This is a genomic window from Dialister hominis, from assembly GCF_007164725.1.
GTDB classification, from domain to species: Bacteria; Bacillota; Negativicutes; order Veillonellales; family Dialisteraceae; genus Dialister; species Dialister hominis.
On the sequence record NZ_AP019697.1, the window covers coordinates 386,256 to 403,554 of the forward strand.

Below are 17,299 nucleotides of genomic sequence, written 5' to 3' on the forward strand. Positions count from 1 at the left end.
TCCTATGGCGGTGGAAAAGGGAGATACAGGGAGCAAGATGTCGATCATCCGTATCGTGCAGGTGCTTCTGCGCGAATCGGACAAGGATCACCCGCTCTCGCAGCAGGAAATCCTCGACTATATGGAAGGAAAGTATGGCATGGCGGTGAACAGGAAGTCTGTGGGAAGAAATCTCACAAGGCTTCGGGATGCAGGGCTTCCTGTGTTCTGCCGCGAAGTGCCGCGCATGATGAACGGGAAGAAGGTGCCTCTCTCTCTTGACTGGTACTGGGATCATGTGCTGGCCAGGGAGGATCTGAAGGCGCTCATCGATCTTCTCTATTTTTCTCATCTTCCGCCGCAGCAGGTCAAACAGCTCGCTGAGAAGCTGAAGAGGATCCAGATCCGTTCTTTCGACGACGGAAAGACTCTGGTAAGGAATCTTCCATCTGCGGGGAAAGCTGCGGATTTTGATCCGGTGATTGCGCTTCTGACGACGGCAGGCGAGGGAAAGAGGAAGATTTCCTTCTACTATGACCATTACGAAGCGGACGGCAAGCGCCATCATGGAAGGCTGCCATCCGGCGAGGACAGGCTTCTTTCGGTAAGCCCGCTTCTGATCATCGCTTCCGATGACCGTTATGCGCTTCTGGCGGAAAAGGATGAAGGCGGGATCGAGGTGTACTTCCTCGATCTCATGTCTGACGTAAAGCTTCTGGAGGATCCGGCATCTGATACACTGACGCAGGCCCAGATCCAGGCTTTGAAGCCGTCGGATTACCTGTATTCTGCGCATGAAATTTTCCGCGGGAAGCCGGAGCTCTGCACGTTCGAAGCAGACTGGCATCTCATGACGGACATCGTCAATGATTTCGGCAAGACGGCTCATCTTTCATCGGGCAGCCAGACAAAGGTCACGATCGAGATCATGATCCAGCCCGAAGCGATGAAGGCATGGGCGATGCGTCATGCGCCGCTCGTCAAGATTCTTTCGCCCGCTTATCTCGTGAAGGAGGTGAGGGAGGCTGCGGCTGAACTGGCCCGCCTCTATGGACTTCCATGAAAATCGCGATGATCGTAATCGGAGTTTTGCTTCTGGTCATCCTTGTGCTTTTGATCCCGATCCGGTACCGTTTCTCTTTTGAGAAATGGAAGGCGCAGGTGACGGTGAAAGCGTTCTTCGGCCTTTTCAAGAAGGAGGTATCCTTCCCGGGAGAAAAGGAAGAGGAAACGGATGATTATGAAGACGAGGGTATGGAAGAGGAAGAAGTCCGGGAGATGAATGCCTATCTCGAGGAGATGGAGCATGATGCCCGGGAAAGGGAAGCGGAGAAGGAACAGGAGACTTCAGAAGCTTCCAGGAATGCCCCTGCCAGGGAAGATGATGCAAGGGCAGAAGAGGCAGAGATCGTGAGGGAAGAACCGATCGATCTTTCAAAGGAAACGAAGGAAGTTTCCAAAGATGATTCCGAAGAAGAAACAGAGGAATCAGAGAAAATTAAGAAAAAAACACCTTCCTATCTTGCGCAGTTTCTTTTTGCGTTAGATAATGGACTTATAAAGAAAGTTTTCATAGCTGCCGCCAAGGTGCTGGCTCACAGTTTTCCGGGCAGCTGGAGAGTCAAAGGAGCTTTCGGCACGGGGGATCCCATGTCGACCGGCGTTGCCTGCGGGATCGTGAAAGCATTCCTGCCAGGACCCTTTGAAGACGTGGAATGGAATTTCACGGACAAGGTCTTCACTCTCAAGGGAGAAGGAGACGGAAGGATCATTCCTTTGTATGTCGTTTATATCCTGCTCACGCTGGCAGTCGCCCGTGAGACGAGGGAATTCTGGCATTTCAGAAGAGGGGGAAAAGTAAATGGATGACGAAGTAAGAAAGCAGATTTTCGAAGAATTCAAGGAAATGATTACGACAGAATCTGTTGTCGGGGAACCGATTCATCTGGGGGATGCAACAATCGTTCCTTTCGTTGATATTTCCTTTGGCTTTGGCACGGGCTCTCACGGCACGGCTGGAGCTGGCGGAGCAGGCGGCGGAAAGGTCACACCGACGGCTGTCCTGATCATGAAGGGTGAAAGAGTCGAACTCTTCTCCATCAAGAATGCGGCTGCCAACACGACGATCGACCGTGTCCTCAACATGGTGCCGGAAGTGATTTCCCGTTTCTCCAAGAAGAAAGAAAAGAAGGAAGAAGTCCGCGAAGCGGCCCTGAAGGAAGCAGAACAGGCCATGAAGGAAGAGAAAGAAACGGCTGTCCTTGAGGCGAAAGCAGACGGCAAGACGGAAGAAACGAAGTAGTATATACTTATTCAGCCGAGTATAGTTTAAATTGAACTAAAGAACAGTTTAATAAAAATTGAATTATAGCATCTAACATTGACACTTCGAAAATGTTAGCATAAAATGAATATATGCTCATTACCCCAGGGGGCTTAGGGGTTCGTAAGGAGGAAAAATCTATGAAAATGAAAAAGACAGTTGCAGCTATCGCTGCTGGCATGATTACTCTTGGCGCTATGGTTTCTGCTTCCGCAGCAGGCATCGGCTACGTCAATTCCAACGCTCTTCTGCAGGCTCATCCGAAAATGCAGAAAGCTCAGCTCGACATGAGAAATGCAGCTCAGAAGGCTCAGGAAAACTTCAAGAAACGCGCAGCAGGCAAGAGCGATCAGGAAAAACAGCAGATTGCCAATGAAATCCAGCGCGACCTGAACCAGGAAGAACAGTCCACCATGCAGCCGATTCTCTCCGATATCATGAAAGCTATCCAGAGAGTTCGTCAGCAGAAGGGCCTCGACATCGTTCTTGAACAGGGCGCAGTCGTAGACGGCGGCATCGACATCACATCCGAAGTCAGCCAGCAGCTCGCAAAATAATTTCAGATACTAAGCAGCGCGGCGGGAAATCCTGCCGCGTTTTTGCGTGGAAAAATAAGATTTCTTCGATTTCATCAGCATACGATGATATTTAGGTATACCTTTGAGGAATCTTTATTTTTGATATACAATAAGAAAAGGCCACACTCACGGGAAGGTCCCGCGGGGGAGGCAACATATAAGATAAACCGGGGCAGAGCTTTTACGCCTGCAGCCCGTACAGGAGGAACATTATGAACCAGCTCGCAGAACTTTGCAAAGCCATGATTGCTTACGACAAGGGTGATCCAAGAAGGATCCATCACTTCCTGAAGGTCCATGCCTTCGCTGCCCAGATTGGCAGGGAGGAAGGGCTGGATGAGAAGACCCTTTTCCGGCTGGAGGCAGCTGCTTACGTGCATGACATCGGCATTCATGAAGGGGAGAGGCGGTTTAGCCGGAATGACGGACAGATTCAGCAGGAGCTGGGCCCCGATGAAGCGCGGCCTATGCTGGAAGAGCTGGGTTTTGACAAGGAGGACACGGAGCGTATCTGCTGGCTGGTGGCCCATCACCATTCCTATGGCAGCATCGACGGCCCGGATGCCCAAATTCTGGCGGAGGCGGACATGCTGGTGAACCAGTATGAGGACGGCGCGCCGCTGAAGCAGAATGAGGCTCTCTACCACCGCCTTTACAAGACGGAGTCAGGCAAGCGCCTCTTCCGTGAACTGTATTTCGAAACCTACGATCCGGGCGATAAGACAAATGCGTGATACGTCGCTCGTCTATCCGGTCGGACAGGACGGAAGGATCCTCCTTGGACGCAAGAGAAGGGGCATGGGTTTTGGCAAGTGGAATGGCTTTGGCGGAAAGATCGAGGCGGGAGAAACGATGCGCGAGTGCGCAGCCCGTGAGCTCTTCGAGGAGTCAGGCCTGAAAGCACGCCCGGAGGATCTCATCCCTGTCGGCGATCTCTATTTCCATCAGCCTTCGGATCCGGAGTGGTCGCATGCCGGCATCGTCTATTTCGTGAAGGTCTGGGAAGGGACGCCCGCTGAGACAGAGGAAATGCAGCCGAAGTGGTTCCTTCCTTCCGAGTTTCCCTATGAGGATATGTGGATGGCCGACCGCGTGTGGCTGCCTATGATCCTTAAGGGCGAAAGAATCCGCGGCACCATCTATTTCGACAAGGATGGCGAGACGGTCTATGATTATGAATTCGAGGACATGGATCAATGAGTATGCCGGATAAAGACTGGCCGAAGAGCCTTCTTTCCTGGTTCGATGCCAATAAGCGCGATCTTCCGTGGAGGGGATCCAAGCCAAGGAATCCTTACCATGTGTGGGTCTCGGAAATCATGCTGCAGCAGACGAGGACGGAGGCAGTGAAGCCTTACTACGAAAGCTGGATGGCGCGTTTCCCGACAATCAAGGATCTGGCGGATGCCGATGAGCAGGATGTCCTTCACCAGTGGCAGGGGCTTGGCTACTACAGCCGTGCAAGGAATCTCCACAAGGCGGCGCGCGAGATGGAAGAAAAGTACGGATCCGAAATGCCGGATACGGCGGACGAAGTCCGTGCGCTTCCAGGAATCGGCGACTATACGGCTGGGGCTATTCTTTCCATTGCTTTTGGAAAGAAGGAACCGGCTGTCGACGGAAATGTCCTCCGCGTGTATGCAAGACTCTACGGCATCGAGGATGATGTCCTGAAGACGGCGGGAAGGAAGAAGATCCGCACGCTCTGCGAGGAAACGATTCCTGAAAGGGCTGGAGACTTCAATGAAGCGCTGATGGATCTTGGCGCGAATGTCTGCATACCGAAGCGCCCAAGGTGCAGCATGTGCCCGCTTTCGTCTTACTGCCTTGCTTTGAAAGAGGGAAGGGAAGAGGAGCTTCCTGTCCGCGGAAAGAAACAGCCGCCTAAGGAGTTCTATGCGGCCTGTGCCATCTGCATCATGGATGGAAAGGTTCTTCTCCATAAAAGGCCCGCGACAGGCATGCTCGCCTCCATGTGGGAATTCCCCATGGTCCTATCCGAGAAGGCAGATACAGCGGCAGATGAACTTTCCCATTTCCTTCATGGAAAACTGGAAGGACCTGTCTGGAAGTACAAGCATGTCTTCACGCACCGCATCTGGTACATGAACGCGTACATGGCAGAAAATATCACCGTGCCGGAAGGGGAGTACAAGTACTTCTCGCCGGAAGAATACAAGGAAATCCCGCTGGCAGGACCGCATGCCAGACTTGCGGCTTTTGCAGAAAAGCTGATTTCCGATTTCTGATCAAAGAGTCCCTGCCGCCGAGGCGGGGATTTTGCGCATAATTCTATGATTACACAGAAAGGAGCCGCTTATGGCATTTGGAAAATTCATCATCATGATGTTCGCGGTGATCGGACTCATTGACGGTTCGATCCTGGCGCTCGTATTTCGTAAGCGGCGCTTTTATTTATGGTCGCTGGGAGGCGCTATCGCAGGCGCGATCCCTGCCTGGTACTTCAACTGGTATGGGCTTGCCTATGACAGCTACGGGTTCTGGTCGCTTTATCTTGCCTACCTTCTGGACGGCATCATGGTCGCCTGTCTCATCATTCCGATTCCTGCCTTTATCCTTGGAATCCTTTCCTTCATCCCGGGGCTCAGGTACTTCATTTCCAACCTGGGGAAAGGCCTCATCGCCATCGCGCTTGTGATCGGCGTCTACGGCTGCGTGATGGGGAACAGCCGCGAAGTCGTCGAGTATCATGACATCTACGTCAAGGATCTTCCGGCGGCGTTTGATGGGTACAAGGTCGCACAGGAAACGGATACGCACATCGGCGCTTACTTCCGCTATACGGATATGCCGGCTGAGCTCCTCCGCGCAAAGAATGAAGGAGCGGACGTCCTTTTCTTCACCGGGGACCTCATCGACGACGTACGGTACATGCCGCAGGTCGCTGAGGATTTCACGAAAGCAGAGAAGTACTTCCCGGACGGCATTTTCTACATCTGGGGCAATCATGAGTATTACAGGAATCAGCCGCTCATTGAAGAGGACCTGAAGAATACGCCTGTCAAGATGCTGGTGAATAACCACACGTACATTGAAAAGGACGGACAAAGACTCTACGTCGCAGGCGTCGACTTCCCGTTTGCCAGAGGCACGCAGAAGGAAATCGAGGAAGAGAAATGGGCTGATGAAGCGTTCGCAGGTATTCCGAGGGGCGCTCCCGTCATCTTTCTGGCCCATCATTCCGATTTCATCGATCAGGGCTTCAAGCACGGCGCATTCCTGACACTGACAGGCCATACCCACGGCACGCAGTTCGGCCTCTTCGGCAAGCCGATCATCACGCCATTCAAGTACACGAGAGGCATGTACAGCGACGGTACTCATTACGGCTACGTCGCAAGAGGCGACGCCAGCTGGTTCCCGTTCCGCTTCAGCTGCCCGAGAGAATTGACCATTTTCACACTCCACAGAGCATAAAACCATATTGAATGGAAACAAAAAGAGCTGTAGAAATGACTGCACATTTCTGCGGCTCTTTTTATGTGTCCTTATCCCTTCGACATTTTCCCCCGATGTTTAGATGCTTACCACTTTTTATAGTAAACATATCCAGTATATAAAGGTTTTATAGTTCTCTTTGGGAGCGTCCTGGCGGGAGGGGTCCTTTTCTTCCGATGATATCGAATGCCGGCCATGCTTATCTATATTCAAATAGTTCATTATAGAAAGAGTTCATATCTATCGGACAGAGTTCTCTATAATTCTGACAGATAGATATTTTTTAATCATGGAATTATGATTAAGAATAGAAAAGTGTCTGTTAGCCCTGCTGATTGAGCATGAGCCGCCTTGGGAGGGCTGCTCGGGGGGAAGGGATCTGATGTCTCGGGAAGGCTTATGGATTCCTTGAAGGAAAGCACTTGTATCTTTTTTATGCATGCCAAGGGCTGCATTTCAAGGGGGAGGATGGCTGATTATGAAAAGGGAGTACAAAGTTTTGACGGCGCTGGTCGTATCCAGCCTGATGGGATTTTCTGCCATGACAGCAGAGGCTGCTGTGACGGTGACGGGACCAATTACGGAAACGGAAATTACCGGCAACAGTGATACAGGGACAGCCAGCGGGAATACGCTGAACGTGACGGATGCGTCGTCGGACTCAACTGGAATAAGGATTTATGGTGGTACCGTCAGTGGAGGTGAATCAGGCGATGCATCGAATAATACAGTCAATGTTACAAATACGCAGGTAAGCCAGGCTGAGATTTACGGCGGCCAGTCAAGACTGGGTGCGACAAATAATAATACCGTGATCTTTGACAGCAGCAGCACTGCCGCTGCTGTCTACGGGGCCTATGGCAATACGGCTTCAGGAAACCATGTGGAAAGCGCAGGAACCAGTAATTTTCTATACGGGGGCAGATCTTATACAAACAATTCTGGGAACTCTGTGCTTGTTACAGGAGGATCAGTACAGTATACGCTGTCCGGGAGTCAGGCGGATAATGGTTCGGCGGCAGATAATACTGTTGAAATTAGAGATGGTACATTTGGTGTAGTATACGGCGCACAGGGAAAGGGAGTAGAAAATAATAGCGTAACCATGAGCGGTGGTACAGTCAGTCAGATGATTTCCGGAGGCTATAATAATCAACCAGAAGGAAGTGCTGTAAACAATAAAGTTGTCATGACTGGCGGGGCGGTAACAAGTTCAGGAGATACAGAAAGTGTAGTGCCTGTTGTAAGTGGAGGCTGGGCCATCTATGGGACGGCTGACCAAAACAGTGTAGAAATAAGCAAAGCGGTTTCTATAGCCGGAAGCGTAGCCGGCGGTTGGTCTTATTTGGGCGATGTGACCAATAACGTTGTCAAAATTTCTTCAGGCAGTGTCGGAGGCATCGTTGCCGGAGGTTATACTATCGGCAAGGGAGCTGAAGGAAATACTGTCGAACTGAGCGGCACGGCAGATGTTTCAGGAAATATCTATGGCGGTTATGCATTACACCAGATGGATAATCCACTCACCGGTGAGGCAGCAGCTGGCGATGCTTCTCAAAATACTGTCAAAATTTCAGATGTCACTGTCAAGGGCGAAGTCTATGGCGGTTATACGGCTGAGGGAACCACAAGCAATGATGCCACAGGCAACGCCGTCACTATCGAAAGCGGCACTATAGAAAAGACGGTCTATGGCGGGTATACGGCTGATGGTACTGCTTCTAAAAATACTGTCACCATCAATGGAGGAACGGTTGGAGTTGCTGACTCTACGGAAAGTTCAGATACCGTCTTTGGCGGTTATTCAGCAAGCGGCGAGGCTGTTTCCAATATCCTCACAGTCAGCGGCGGTGACCTGATCGGTCATGTCACCAGCGGCTATGGCAAGACAGGAGCCAGTGACAATACACTCACAATGACAGGCGGCTCTTCGATTAAAACGGTTGCTGGTTACGCCGAGACAGGGGATGCGGTCAATAATACTCTTGTATTCAGCGGAGGTACGTCCGCTATCACGATGGCAGCGCAGAGTGGGGGCAGCGCCACGGGGAATACGATCACCATTACCGGCGGAAATCCGGGGACAGTCACTGGCGGTGCCGGGGTGACGGGCGCATCGGAAAATACGGTCATCATCTCCGGCGGTACAGTTTCTAGTCCGGAAGACTTCGTACCTATCGTGACAGGAGGTATGGCCAGTACAGGAGATGCTGATGGCAATACTGTCACCATCAGCGGCGGCGAAGTCACAGGCGGAATCGGTATTTATGGCGGTTTTACTACCGAAGGCGATGCGAATAGCAACACAATCAATGTATCCGGCGGCACGCTTGACACAGACATTTATGGTGGGCAAACCTACGATGGCGCAGCAGATAACAATACGATCAATATTCTGGCGGGAGATCTGAACCCGGAAATGAGCCTCTATGGCGGTTATGGTACGACCGAAAGCAAGAACAACACGTACAATATGTATACCAAAGGCCAGACGGTCGCAGACTTTGCTTATTTCCAAAACCTCAATTTCTACGTCCCTGAAGGAACGACGGCTGGGGAGACCATGCTGACGGTCACTGGAAATGCAGCGGTTGACGCAGATACAACCCTGGTGGCTGTACAAAACAGCACGACGACCGACGGTACGACGGATGTCTCCGGCGCCACGGTCTTTGGCGGTGTCCAGAGAAATACGAAGCTGAACCCGGGCGAGTACATCAACCTCCTCTACAATGCGAACGGCATCACGACCGATGACACGAGCTACGGCACGATCGACGGCCTCGATACCGTCACCTCGGCAGGCTTCATCAACTATAAAGCCATCGTCGAAAAGAAAGATGCGAATACGATCGTCATCACCATTCCGAAGGACGAAAAAGGAACTCCTGATACGGATACGAAGATCCTTCCGGAAGACAGGGAAAATGCAGCCAATACGATCAAGAACGCAGGCGACATCATCGCCGGCAGCGCCCTCCATGCTGCAGAAGGCGCATGGATTGAAAACCATGATATCGAAGCGAAGTTTGTACCGTATGCTATCGTCGGCGGATACGATCTCCACTATAACACCGGCTCCTACATCGACAGCAACGGCATGGCCGCCAACGTCGGCTTCGTAAGAAGAAGCCAGCACGAAGGCCATATCGACACCATCATGCCATTCTTCGAATACGGCAAGAGCCATTATGCAAGCTACCTTGACACCGGAGCCAGAGGCGACGGCCGCCAGCACTATACCGGCGGCGGTATCCTCTTACGGCGCGATCTCGACAGCGGCCTCTACTATGAAGGCGCCGTCAGAGCCGGCTACCTCAAGGGCGAATTCCACGGTATGATCGCCAAATCCATGTCCCGCTACGACAGCGGCGCACCATACATCGCTGCCCAGGCAGGCCTTGGCAAGATCTACACCAGAAACCGTGACAGCTATGACATTTACGGTAAATTCTTCTACACCTACCTCGGAAGCGACAGCGCCGTCGTCCACAGTGGCTACGGCGACTCGAAGTACGATTTCGACTCCATCAATTCCTATGTCACCAGACTCGGCATGAGATGGACCAGAGACTTCGACCAGATAAGATCCCTCTACGCCGGCATCGGCTGGGACTACGAAGCGGGCAGCAAAGCCAGACCACCTACGCAGGCTGGAATACCCCAAGCCCGACCGTCAAAGGCTCCAGCGGCTTCCTCGAACTCGGCTGGAAGAGCAAGATGGACAATTCCCACCCATGGGGCGTCGACCTCAAGGCCACCGGCTGGACCGGCAAGCAGGAAGACGGTACCTTCTTTGCGACCATCAGCCATAACTTTTAAGTGAATAGAGCGTGAATAGAAAAAGCCTCGTGCATTTGCACGGGGCTCTTTTTATCAATACATTGGAATTTATTTGTAATCAATTCCATTATAGTCCATGATTTCTTCAATATCTTTTTTCATTTTATCACTGAATTCTTCCAAATCAGATTTGTGAATGACGCCGTAAGCTGCAAGGTTCGCCAGATTAGAAAGCAGGCGACGTCTGCTCATTTCAACGATTAGTCCGGGATTCTTCCTGTCTTTTTTGATTCTTTCTTCCAAAGTCCAGAATCTTTCCGATGCCGATACATCCTTTTGCAGAATTTCCATGTATTCCTGAACTAATTTTCCCATATATGCGTCCTGCCAGCCCCTTATTTTTTTTCGGAACAGCTGCCAGTCTTTTTCAGATGGGTCACCTCTAAACAACATATACATCCCTCTTTCTTAATCATCATCACCACGATTTTCTGTACAGATGATGTCCAGTTCACCGTCATCATAATAAATTCCCGCATCTTTATAGGGGACAGGTCTGGGGCGCCCCATGGCATACCGCTTGCAGCTTTTCGGGCCATAGCAGTAGCTCTCGAACCTTAATCTCTGGGAAACGCCCCAGTCGTATTCAATGATAACATTTGCTATGCAGGCCCATTTGCAGGTGAAGCATTTGCCTCTCCATCTCCGGCCGTCCAGCATGCGGCATCCGTGCCAGTTGTAAACATCTAAGGATGGAACTTCACCCTCCCATGGAGAAGTCTTTTCTTCATCGACAAAATCAGCCGGCTTTATCTTTTTCAAAGCTCCGGCCCGGTAATAATCGGCATAGTCGAGCTTTGGATACAGCTTCGTCCAGGCAGTTCCAGATATTTCATCACCGATGTGAAAGCGAAGCTTTTCCTGCTGCTTCTCTGAAATGGCAATAGAAAAATCCTTGTCTTCGCTGTCTGCCACTCCTTTCAGGAACAGGTTATAGCCCTTCATGCCATGTGAACGGTTATCCAGACGGTAGCGCCAGACATTGGCACGCGGCTGAACAGATACGATCCGGCCGAAAAATCTGATCTTCTCCTGCATATCCTTCATAAGAAATCCCTTCTTAAAATGCTTTCCTGATTGGGAGAATCTTTATTTCAATTATATGCTGAGCCGGCACCCGTAAGCAAGACGGGAGGGGGCAGATGGAGAAGTGTGATGGTAAAAGAAAGCCGGTATAACGCATAGGCTGTCCCCGTCAGGGGAAAGTGGCGCGTATGCACCGAAAGGGGTTCATTCCTTCCGCACAACAAAAAAGAGGGGCTGTGACAAAATGGTTAATCATTTTGTTGCAGCCTCTTTTTTGCGTCTTTATTTCATCATTTTTAGCTCTGCTGTAAGCCTTTTACGTAAAAATGCGCGTAAGCCCCCTTACCCCCATAAGACTTTTAATTATATTGTCTTAGGCGGCAATCCTTATACGCATTATTTTTGTGATGTATTTCCTTAAATTATAGCCAAGTGCTACCAGGTATAACTCGGCTTTTACAGAATCTATCCCTTTTCTGACGATTCTTTTGTACCATCTGTCATGTTTCATGATTCCAAAAGTTCCTTCAGCCTGGATTGACCGGTTCATTCTTAGCAGGGCTCCATGGATGCTTTCCAGATTATCCTGAACCTCCTGGTACATGTTATTCCGTTCTCTGCTCAATGAGATTCTTTTGTTCTTCGGGGTCTTTTTACATTGCTCTGCCAGCGGGCATCCTTGGCAGTCTTCGCATTCAAATACTTCCTCCTGCCTGCCGTATAAGTTCCCTCTGACCAGATGTCTATAGATAAATTTGAAAGCCCTGTCATTTGGACAACGGATGGTTCCATTCTCATCAACTCTAAAGTTTATTGGCCGAAACGGATTGGTATGGTATTTCTTGTCTTTCGTTTCTTTCTTGTACATGGGGAATTTCATATACTTTTCCATACCGTGCTGCTCGCAATAGATGTAATTGTTGAAAGATCCATATCCTGCATCTGCCACAGGATACTTAGGATAAGCCCCATAGACTTCGTGGAATTCCTCCATCAGCGGTACGAAGCAATCCATATCTGAACGATACTGGTTAACATCAATTACGGCAATAAATTCATCGGCAACACCTATTTGGACATTGTATGCAGGCAGAAGCTGATCATTTCCCATGTAGTCCGACTTGATTCGCATGAATGTTGCATCCGTATCGGTCTTCGAATAACTGTTTCTGGAAGTACCGCATATCTGTATCTTCTCAACATATTCTTCAAGTTTTGATGTATATGCCTTAAGCTGCTCATACTTGCGTTGATGATCGGACTTGCGATGCCCGCTTCCATGAACAAAGGCCGTCTCATCAATCTGCCAGATTTCTTTTAATTTATCCAATACCAGACGCAGATAGTCCGGAGCGTATTCTGTATTGATGTTTACACTCATATGGTCATACTTAAGATCATCATTGAGTAACTCAAAAAGGCTGGTAATCTTGGCAAAAAGCTTGTAGCGGGATTTTTCAGCGGATTTCTTCCATACCCAGCTGTATTTATTTGCGTTCGCTTCAAACTTGGAACCGTCAATATATATATGCTGCAAATCCACGTTGAGTTTGCCGCAGAGTTCTTTCGTAATTGAATAAAAGATATCCTTGAGAGAATACTTAAGAAAGCCCTTCACGAAATGACAGAATGTCCGATAGGATGGGGCTTCATAATTCATCAGGTACATATATCTGATATTAACCCTGCAATTATCTTCAAGTTTTCTAAAAGAGCAATATCCTTCTTCTGCGAAACCATAGATGATCGTTTTCAGCATGTTGACGGGATTATACCTGGGTCTGCCAGCGCCACGCGTCGGTATGTAACGAAGGTACTTTTTAAGATCGATTTCCTCCATAAATCTGTCATACATTAAAACAGGATCATCGACATTGAGAATCTCAGAGGGAAACATTGGCAAAATGCCTTGTTCTGCGGTAAAATGATTGCTAGTGTTGTTATTTTTCATTGTAAAAAATTATAACACGAAAGGCTCTGCCCCGGACCAAATGATCCGGGGCAGAGCCCTTTTTGTTGGGATGAATTTTGTCACATCCCCTTCTTTTTTAGCTTCTTGAGGAAGCCAGTGTTTTGTCGATTTTGTTTTCCGGTTTCTGAGAGATCTGTACGATCTGGCTCCGGATGCGTTCCATCTCGTCATTGTTATCGCCGGTCAGTTCTTTCAGTGTGACGGGTGTATCATCTGCATTGGTGAGGGGAGTCGCAATGGTCTTGTCGACTGCGTTGTAGGAAAAGCTCTCGGTCTTGCCATTCTTGAGAGTGACCTGCAGGCGTCCGCCATCGACTTTCCCTTCGCCGGAAAGACTGCCTTCGATTTCACGGCTGCCAACCTGTACTTTGTGGTCTACAGTGATGGTGCCGTCGTCATTCCTGGTAAATGTAACGGTTTCCAGGTTTTGCATGTTGTCGCCGGTCCAGTTGACGCCGGCGTCCTGCACGCCCCACCAGGTACCCTGCCAGGGGCCTCCATTGAAGAAATGGAAAAACGCAAAAGCGCCGCCGGCTGCAATGAGCACGATCAGTATCAGAGCGGCTGCAATGTATTTTTTCATTACTTATGCACATCCTTTGATTCACGACTTTGAATGACAAAATTATTATACACTAATTGAGTTTTAAGTGCAATTTATTCGATAAAATCTATGTTTTTTGCTAAAACGGCAGAAAAACGGCCAAAATTTAATTAAAAATCGCATCTATATAGTCGTTAGCCTTTTTGCGTATGTCTTGCGTGTAATGGACATAAGTCCTTGCGACCGTTGCCGGATTATCCCCTAAGCAGGCAGCAACCAGGTTTATGTCTTGCGTCTCAGATAATAAGAGTGTTGCGAAAGTATGACGCAGCGAGTGTATGTTCATACCTTTCTTGAATTTGCCTATTTCAATAACAAGGTTGGAGTGTGTGGCTCTTGTCGTTGGGTAAACTCTGCCGTCTATCTGGATGGGATTTGATTCTTTCCATTGGATGAGAGCCTTTATAAGTCTGGCGGGGCAATGGAGCGTTCTATAACTATTTTTTGTCTTTGGTATTTTAATACCAAATTTGCCATTCTGACATAAACCGTAAGACTTGGAAACAGTAATCGTCTGGTTGAAGAAATCAACGTCTGACCATCGCAAAGCTACAATTTCGCCGTATCTCATGCCTGTTAGATAAGCGGTTAGTGTGATCATTTTATAGAGCGGGTTCTTTATGCTACTGATCAGCTGCTCTGCCTCTTCTTTTGTAAATGCTTTTATTTCTTTTTTTCGCTTGTCTTTTGCCATTTCAACAGACTGTGCCGGGCTTACTCTGATGATCTTATATGTATTTACAGCATAGTTCAAAACAGTTTTCAGGTATGCTAATGATAAATTGCTCGTTGAAACCTTGAGACGATCTAAAAGAAGGTTATATGCATTTACAACTTCATATTCTTTAATTGATTTGATCGGTTTATTTGCAATGGATTCAAAGCGGGTCAGCATAACAATATAATTCTGACGGGTGCCGTATTCGATGGTGTTTTTCTTATCTCTTAAGAATATTTCATTCGTGAAATCCTTAAGCGTGATATCCTGGATATCCTTTATTGTTTCTGTTTCGGCTTCCTGTCTGACTGCATCCAGTAAAGTATCCTGGTAATTTCTGGCGGCTCTTTTCGTCTTGAAACCTTGTTTTGTCTTCTGCTTCCACTTGCCATTGACCTTGTATGACAAGACCAGGCAGATAGATTGATTTTTTTCTCTCATAGAAAAGCGATATTCTATTGAAATTCACCTCACCAGATATATACAATAAAGATGGATAGACAAGAGCGAAAAAGTTTTTATTTGTATTCCTGTTTCTAGCGTTTTCTGGCAGAGACGGAAAACCGCACTGCCGCATAGGCAGCTTAGAAAACTATACGTTGATATGCTTTCAGTAAAGAATATTTCTTTATAGGACGAGAGTAGGCGCCCGATCGTCTGAATTTCTTAGAAAAGCCCTCTCGGCTTTGAAGGACTGGTATTCACGTGATGCCGGTCCTTTTTTCATGTCCGGATTTTATAGTTTCCTTCTCACTTCTATGGCCTTGCCAATAACGTTGACCGGCAGGTCCTCAATTTCTTCATTGGTATAAATGTGAGGAGGATAGACTGCTACGTTAAATCCTACCAGTGTGATTCCACTTTGAGATCTCTGAATCTGTTTAATTGTGGCTTCGTTTCCGTTGACAAGGACAATAGCAATATCTCCATTATCTACAGTGCTTTGTTTCTTCACGATGACGACATCGCCTTCATAAATCTTCGGTTCCATACTGGAGCCTTTGACGACTAACGCAAAGTATTCGCCGGTCTTTGCCATCTCCTGAGGGATTTCTTCATAATCAATAATGTTCTCGACAGCTGTGATCGGCAGCCCGGCGACGATGGTGCCAAGAACTGGGATTTTTACGCCGCGAGTCAGGCTCTCTTTTTCGTCATCATTACTGTCTGCATTTAATCCAAGCAGCCAATCAAGAGAAACGTTGAAATATTTTGCGTAGGCGCTCAGGTTTGAATTTGATGGTTCTCTTACACCATTTTCCCACCGTGATATAGAACTGCGCGAAAGATTCAAATCATATAATTCATTAAAAGAATTCGTTAATTCTTCCATTGTAAGACCGCGTTCAACACGTAAAGACTTTAATTTATTACCAAGTGGAGTCATCTTTTTTCCTCCTGCCCTCCTGTATGGACTATTTTATGTTCTATTTGTATTATATGTGTTTGTTGTCACTATGGCAATATTTTTTAACAAAAAGAATAAAAAAGTTGTTGACAGGGCAACAAATAAAGGTTATTATAATGTTGCCAATAGGAAACAGAAAGGAGGGCGGAATAATGGCGTATAATAAATTTAAAGGTTGGATGGTAGAAAATCACGTGAAGCAAAGTGACCTTGGAGACCTGCTGCATCTTAACATCACAACCGTAAACAACAAACTTAATCGCAGGAAAGGCGCTGATTTTTCTACGTCTGAGATCAGAATGATTTGTAACCACTACAGATTATCTGCTGATCAATTTTTTTTGTTCTAATTGTTGCCAGATGGCATCTTAAGACACAAAACGTCAAAGGAGGTGAAGAACATGTGGTACATGGAAGAAACAGTAGACCATGGCTGGTATGCGCTTAGCAAGATGTGGTATGTGCAGGACGATGGAACGCCGGACGCACTCACGAAAGCAAAGAGAGAAGCGTCAAGAAGTCGCACATTCAACGATTCAATCATCTGCATCGGTCATGAAATCAGCGATGATTTGCACATCGTGAACCCAGTCGCATTCAAGGAAGGCAAGGGTAAATGGCACAGGATGAGCTATGACGGCGACGATGTGTTTGTGGATGGGAAGAGGCAGGAGAGATAAAAATGCTGATATCGGAGAATATTTTTTTACTCAAAAAGTTGAAAAATATAAACACAATGAATGCTAGTTTTTCAAAGGGAGGTGCTAAAGATGGTGTGCCGTACGTTTTCAAGAAATGAAGTTGCTGAACTTCTGGGAGTCTCGGTCGGTACGGTGATCAACATGGAGCAGGAAGGAACGCTGAAACGATTGAAGGGTGTTCCTGGTGTCAAGTTCAACCGGCGGGATGTGTATGCGGTCCTCAATGAAAAAGAAGATGACCTGGTGCAGATGAAGCGGCTGATTGATACGCAGCAGAAGACGATCATCCGGCTGAGATTGATTATCCAAGGGATGGCAGAAAGCTGCCGGTCAGCAGTGGTTAAAGCGGAGGAATACAAATAATGAGAAAGCTCAGATTAAAACGGCTGCTTGTCGTTGGCGTTCTGGTTGTTTCGGGGGCAGTGGCTACATACTCGTGGACACATGCTGAAGAAACCGAACTCATCGAGTATCACAAAACGATTGAACAGGGAGACACTCTCTGGGGCATCGTGGCCAAAGTGGCCACAGATAAAGAAGACATGAGCAAATTGACATGGCAGGTCATGCATGACAACAAAATCACGGATCCGGGAAACCTTCAGCCTGGTACTGAGCTGGTGATTCGTGTGAAGGCAGCCCGGGAACTGTGATGAAAGGAGGCGAGAAAAACGCTTAAATTTACTGC

General features: G+C 48.2%; 18 protein-coding genes. 12 read left to right on the plus strand and 6 right to left on the minus strand.

The genetic code is table 11. The features are described from left to right. Positions 1–4: 4 nt before the first annotated feature. The 9 genes from Dia5BBH33_RS01780 (at position 5) to Dia5BBH33_RS01820 (ending at position 10,165) form a co-directional block, all read left to right on the plus strand. Entirely contained in the window at positions 5–1,042 is a 1,038-nt protein-coding gene (locus Dia5BBH33_RS01780; RefSeq protein WP_022381811.1) for a helix-turn-helix transcriptional regulator, read from the plus strand. Further along, entirely contained in the window at positions 1,039–1,848 is an 810-nt protein-coding gene (locus Dia5BBH33_RS01785; protein ID WP_022381812.1) for a hypothetical protein, read from the plus strand. The genes Dia5BBH33_RS01780 and Dia5BBH33_RS01785 overlap by 4 nt, the downstream gene beginning before the upstream one ends. After that, on the plus strand, positions 1,841–2,281 hold the full coding sequence (locus Dia5BBH33_RS01790) for a GerW family sporulation protein (RefSeq protein ID WP_022381813.1): 441 nt from the start codon (positions 1,841–1,843) through the stop codon (positions 2,279–2,281). Before Dia5BBH33_RS01785 ends, Dia5BBH33_RS01790 begins: the two co-directional genes overlap by 8 nt. A 161-nt stretch (positions 2,282–2,442) precedes the next feature. Continuing rightward, positions 2,443–2,859: an OmpH family outer membrane protein gene (locus Dia5BBH33_RS01795; RefSeq protein ID WP_108850003.1), complete on the plus strand. Its 417-nt coding sequence runs from the start codon at positions 2,443–2,445 to the stop codon at positions 2,857–2,859. 233 nt (positions 2,860–3,092) lie between these two features. After that, positions 3,093–3,614 (plus strand): HD domain-containing protein, encoded by a 522-nt coding sequence (locus Dia5BBH33_RS01800; RefSeq protein WP_143332240.1) that lies wholly within the window; start codon positions 3,093–3,095, stop codon positions 3,612–3,614. Continuing rightward, a complete protein-coding gene (locus Dia5BBH33_RS01805; protein WP_108850001.1) occupies positions 3,607–4,080 on the plus strand; it encodes an 8-oxo-dGTP diphosphatase in 474 nt (157 codons plus the stop codon). The genes Dia5BBH33_RS01800 and Dia5BBH33_RS01805 overlap by 8 nt, the downstream gene beginning before the upstream one ends. After that, positions 4,077–5,129, plus strand: coding sequence for an A/G-specific adenine glycosylase (gene mutY / locus Dia5BBH33_RS01810; RefSeq protein ID WP_198419621.1), 1,053 nt, complete (start codon positions 4,077–4,079; stop codon positions 5,127–5,129). Before Dia5BBH33_RS01805 ends, mutY begins: the two co-directional genes overlap by 4 nt. 70 nt (positions 5,130–5,199) lie before the next feature. Beyond that, positions 5,200–6,318, plus strand: coding sequence for a metallophosphoesterase (locus Dia5BBH33_RS01815; RefSeq protein WP_022381818.1), 1,119 nt, complete (start codon positions 5,200–5,202; stop codon positions 6,316–6,318). Positions 6,319–6,817: 499 nt separating this feature from the next. Then, positions 6,818–10,165, plus strand: a complete 3,348-nt coding sequence (locus Dia5BBH33_RS01820) for a beta strand repeat-containing protein (RefSeq protein WP_143332241.1) — start codon at positions 6,818–6,820, stop codon at positions 10,163–10,165. A 65-nt stretch (positions 10,166–10,230) separates the two neighbouring features. Here Dia5BBH33_RS01820 and Dia5BBH33_RS01825 read toward each other — a convergent pair whose 3' ends face one another. The 6 genes from Dia5BBH33_RS01825 to Dia5BBH33_RS01850 all read right to left on the minus strand — a co-directional run bounded on the left by Dia5BBH33_RS01825 (position 10,231) and on the right by Dia5BBH33_RS01850 (position 15,889). Further along, on the minus strand, positions 10,231–10,581 hold the full coding sequence (locus Dia5BBH33_RS01825; protein ID WP_198419622.1) for a hypothetical protein: 351 nt from the start codon (positions 10,579–10,581) through the stop codon (positions 10,231–10,233). A 9-nt stretch (positions 10,582–10,590) separates the two neighbouring features. Then, complete coding sequence (locus Dia5BBH33_RS01830; protein ID WP_143332242.1) at positions 10,591–11,229, minus strand: hypothetical protein; 639 nt, start codon at positions 11,227–11,229, stop codon at positions 10,591–10,593. Positions 11,230–11,581: 352 nt separating this feature from the next. Continuing rightward, on the minus strand, positions 11,582–13,159 hold the full coding sequence (locus Dia5BBH33_RS01835) for an IS1182 family transposase (protein ID WP_143332102.1): 1,578 nt from the start codon (positions 13,157–13,159) through the stop codon (positions 11,582–11,584). Positions 13,160–13,256: 97 nt separating this feature from the next. Beyond that, positions 13,257–13,763 carry a succinate dehydrogenase gene (locus tag Dia5BBH33_RS01840; protein ID WP_108849997.1) on the minus strand — a complete coding sequence of 169 codons (507 nt, stop codon included), beginning with the start codon at positions 13,761–13,763 and terminating at the stop codon, positions 13,257–13,259. A gap of 127 nt (positions 13,764–13,890) precedes the next feature. Then, positions 13,891–14,943 (minus strand): site-specific integrase, encoded by a 1,053-nt coding sequence (locus tag Dia5BBH33_RS01845; protein WP_143332243.1) that lies wholly within the window; start codon positions 14,941–14,943, stop codon positions 13,891–13,893. Between the two features lie 295 nt (positions 14,944–15,238). After that, entirely contained in the window at positions 15,239–15,889 is a 651-nt protein-coding gene (locus Dia5BBH33_RS01850) for a LexA family protein (protein WP_143332244.1), read from the minus strand. A gap of 422 nt (positions 15,890–16,311) precedes the next feature. On the opposite strand from Dia5BBH33_RS01850, the gene Dia5BBH33_RS01860 reads away from it, so the two are divergent. The 3 genes from Dia5BBH33_RS01860 to Dia5BBH33_RS01870 all read left to right on the plus strand — a co-directional run bounded on the left by Dia5BBH33_RS01860 (position 16,312) and on the right by Dia5BBH33_RS01870 (position 17,264). Beyond that, a complete protein-coding gene (locus tag Dia5BBH33_RS01860) occupies positions 16,312–16,590 on the plus strand; it encodes a hypothetical protein (RefSeq protein ID WP_143332245.1) in 279 nt (92 codons plus the stop codon). A 90-nt stretch (positions 16,591–16,680) separates the two neighbouring features. Beyond that, positions 16,681–16,974: a helix-turn-helix domain-containing protein gene (locus Dia5BBH33_RS01865; RefSeq protein WP_143332246.1), complete on the plus strand. Its 294-nt coding sequence runs from the start codon at positions 16,681–16,683 to the stop codon at positions 16,972–16,974. After that, positions 16,974–17,264, plus strand: a complete 291-nt coding sequence (locus Dia5BBH33_RS01870; protein WP_143332247.1) for a LysM peptidoglycan-binding domain-containing protein — start codon at positions 16,974–16,976, stop codon at positions 17,262–17,264. Before Dia5BBH33_RS01865 ends, Dia5BBH33_RS01870 begins: the two co-directional genes overlap by 1 nt. Positions 17,265–17,299: the final 35 nt, after the last annotated feature.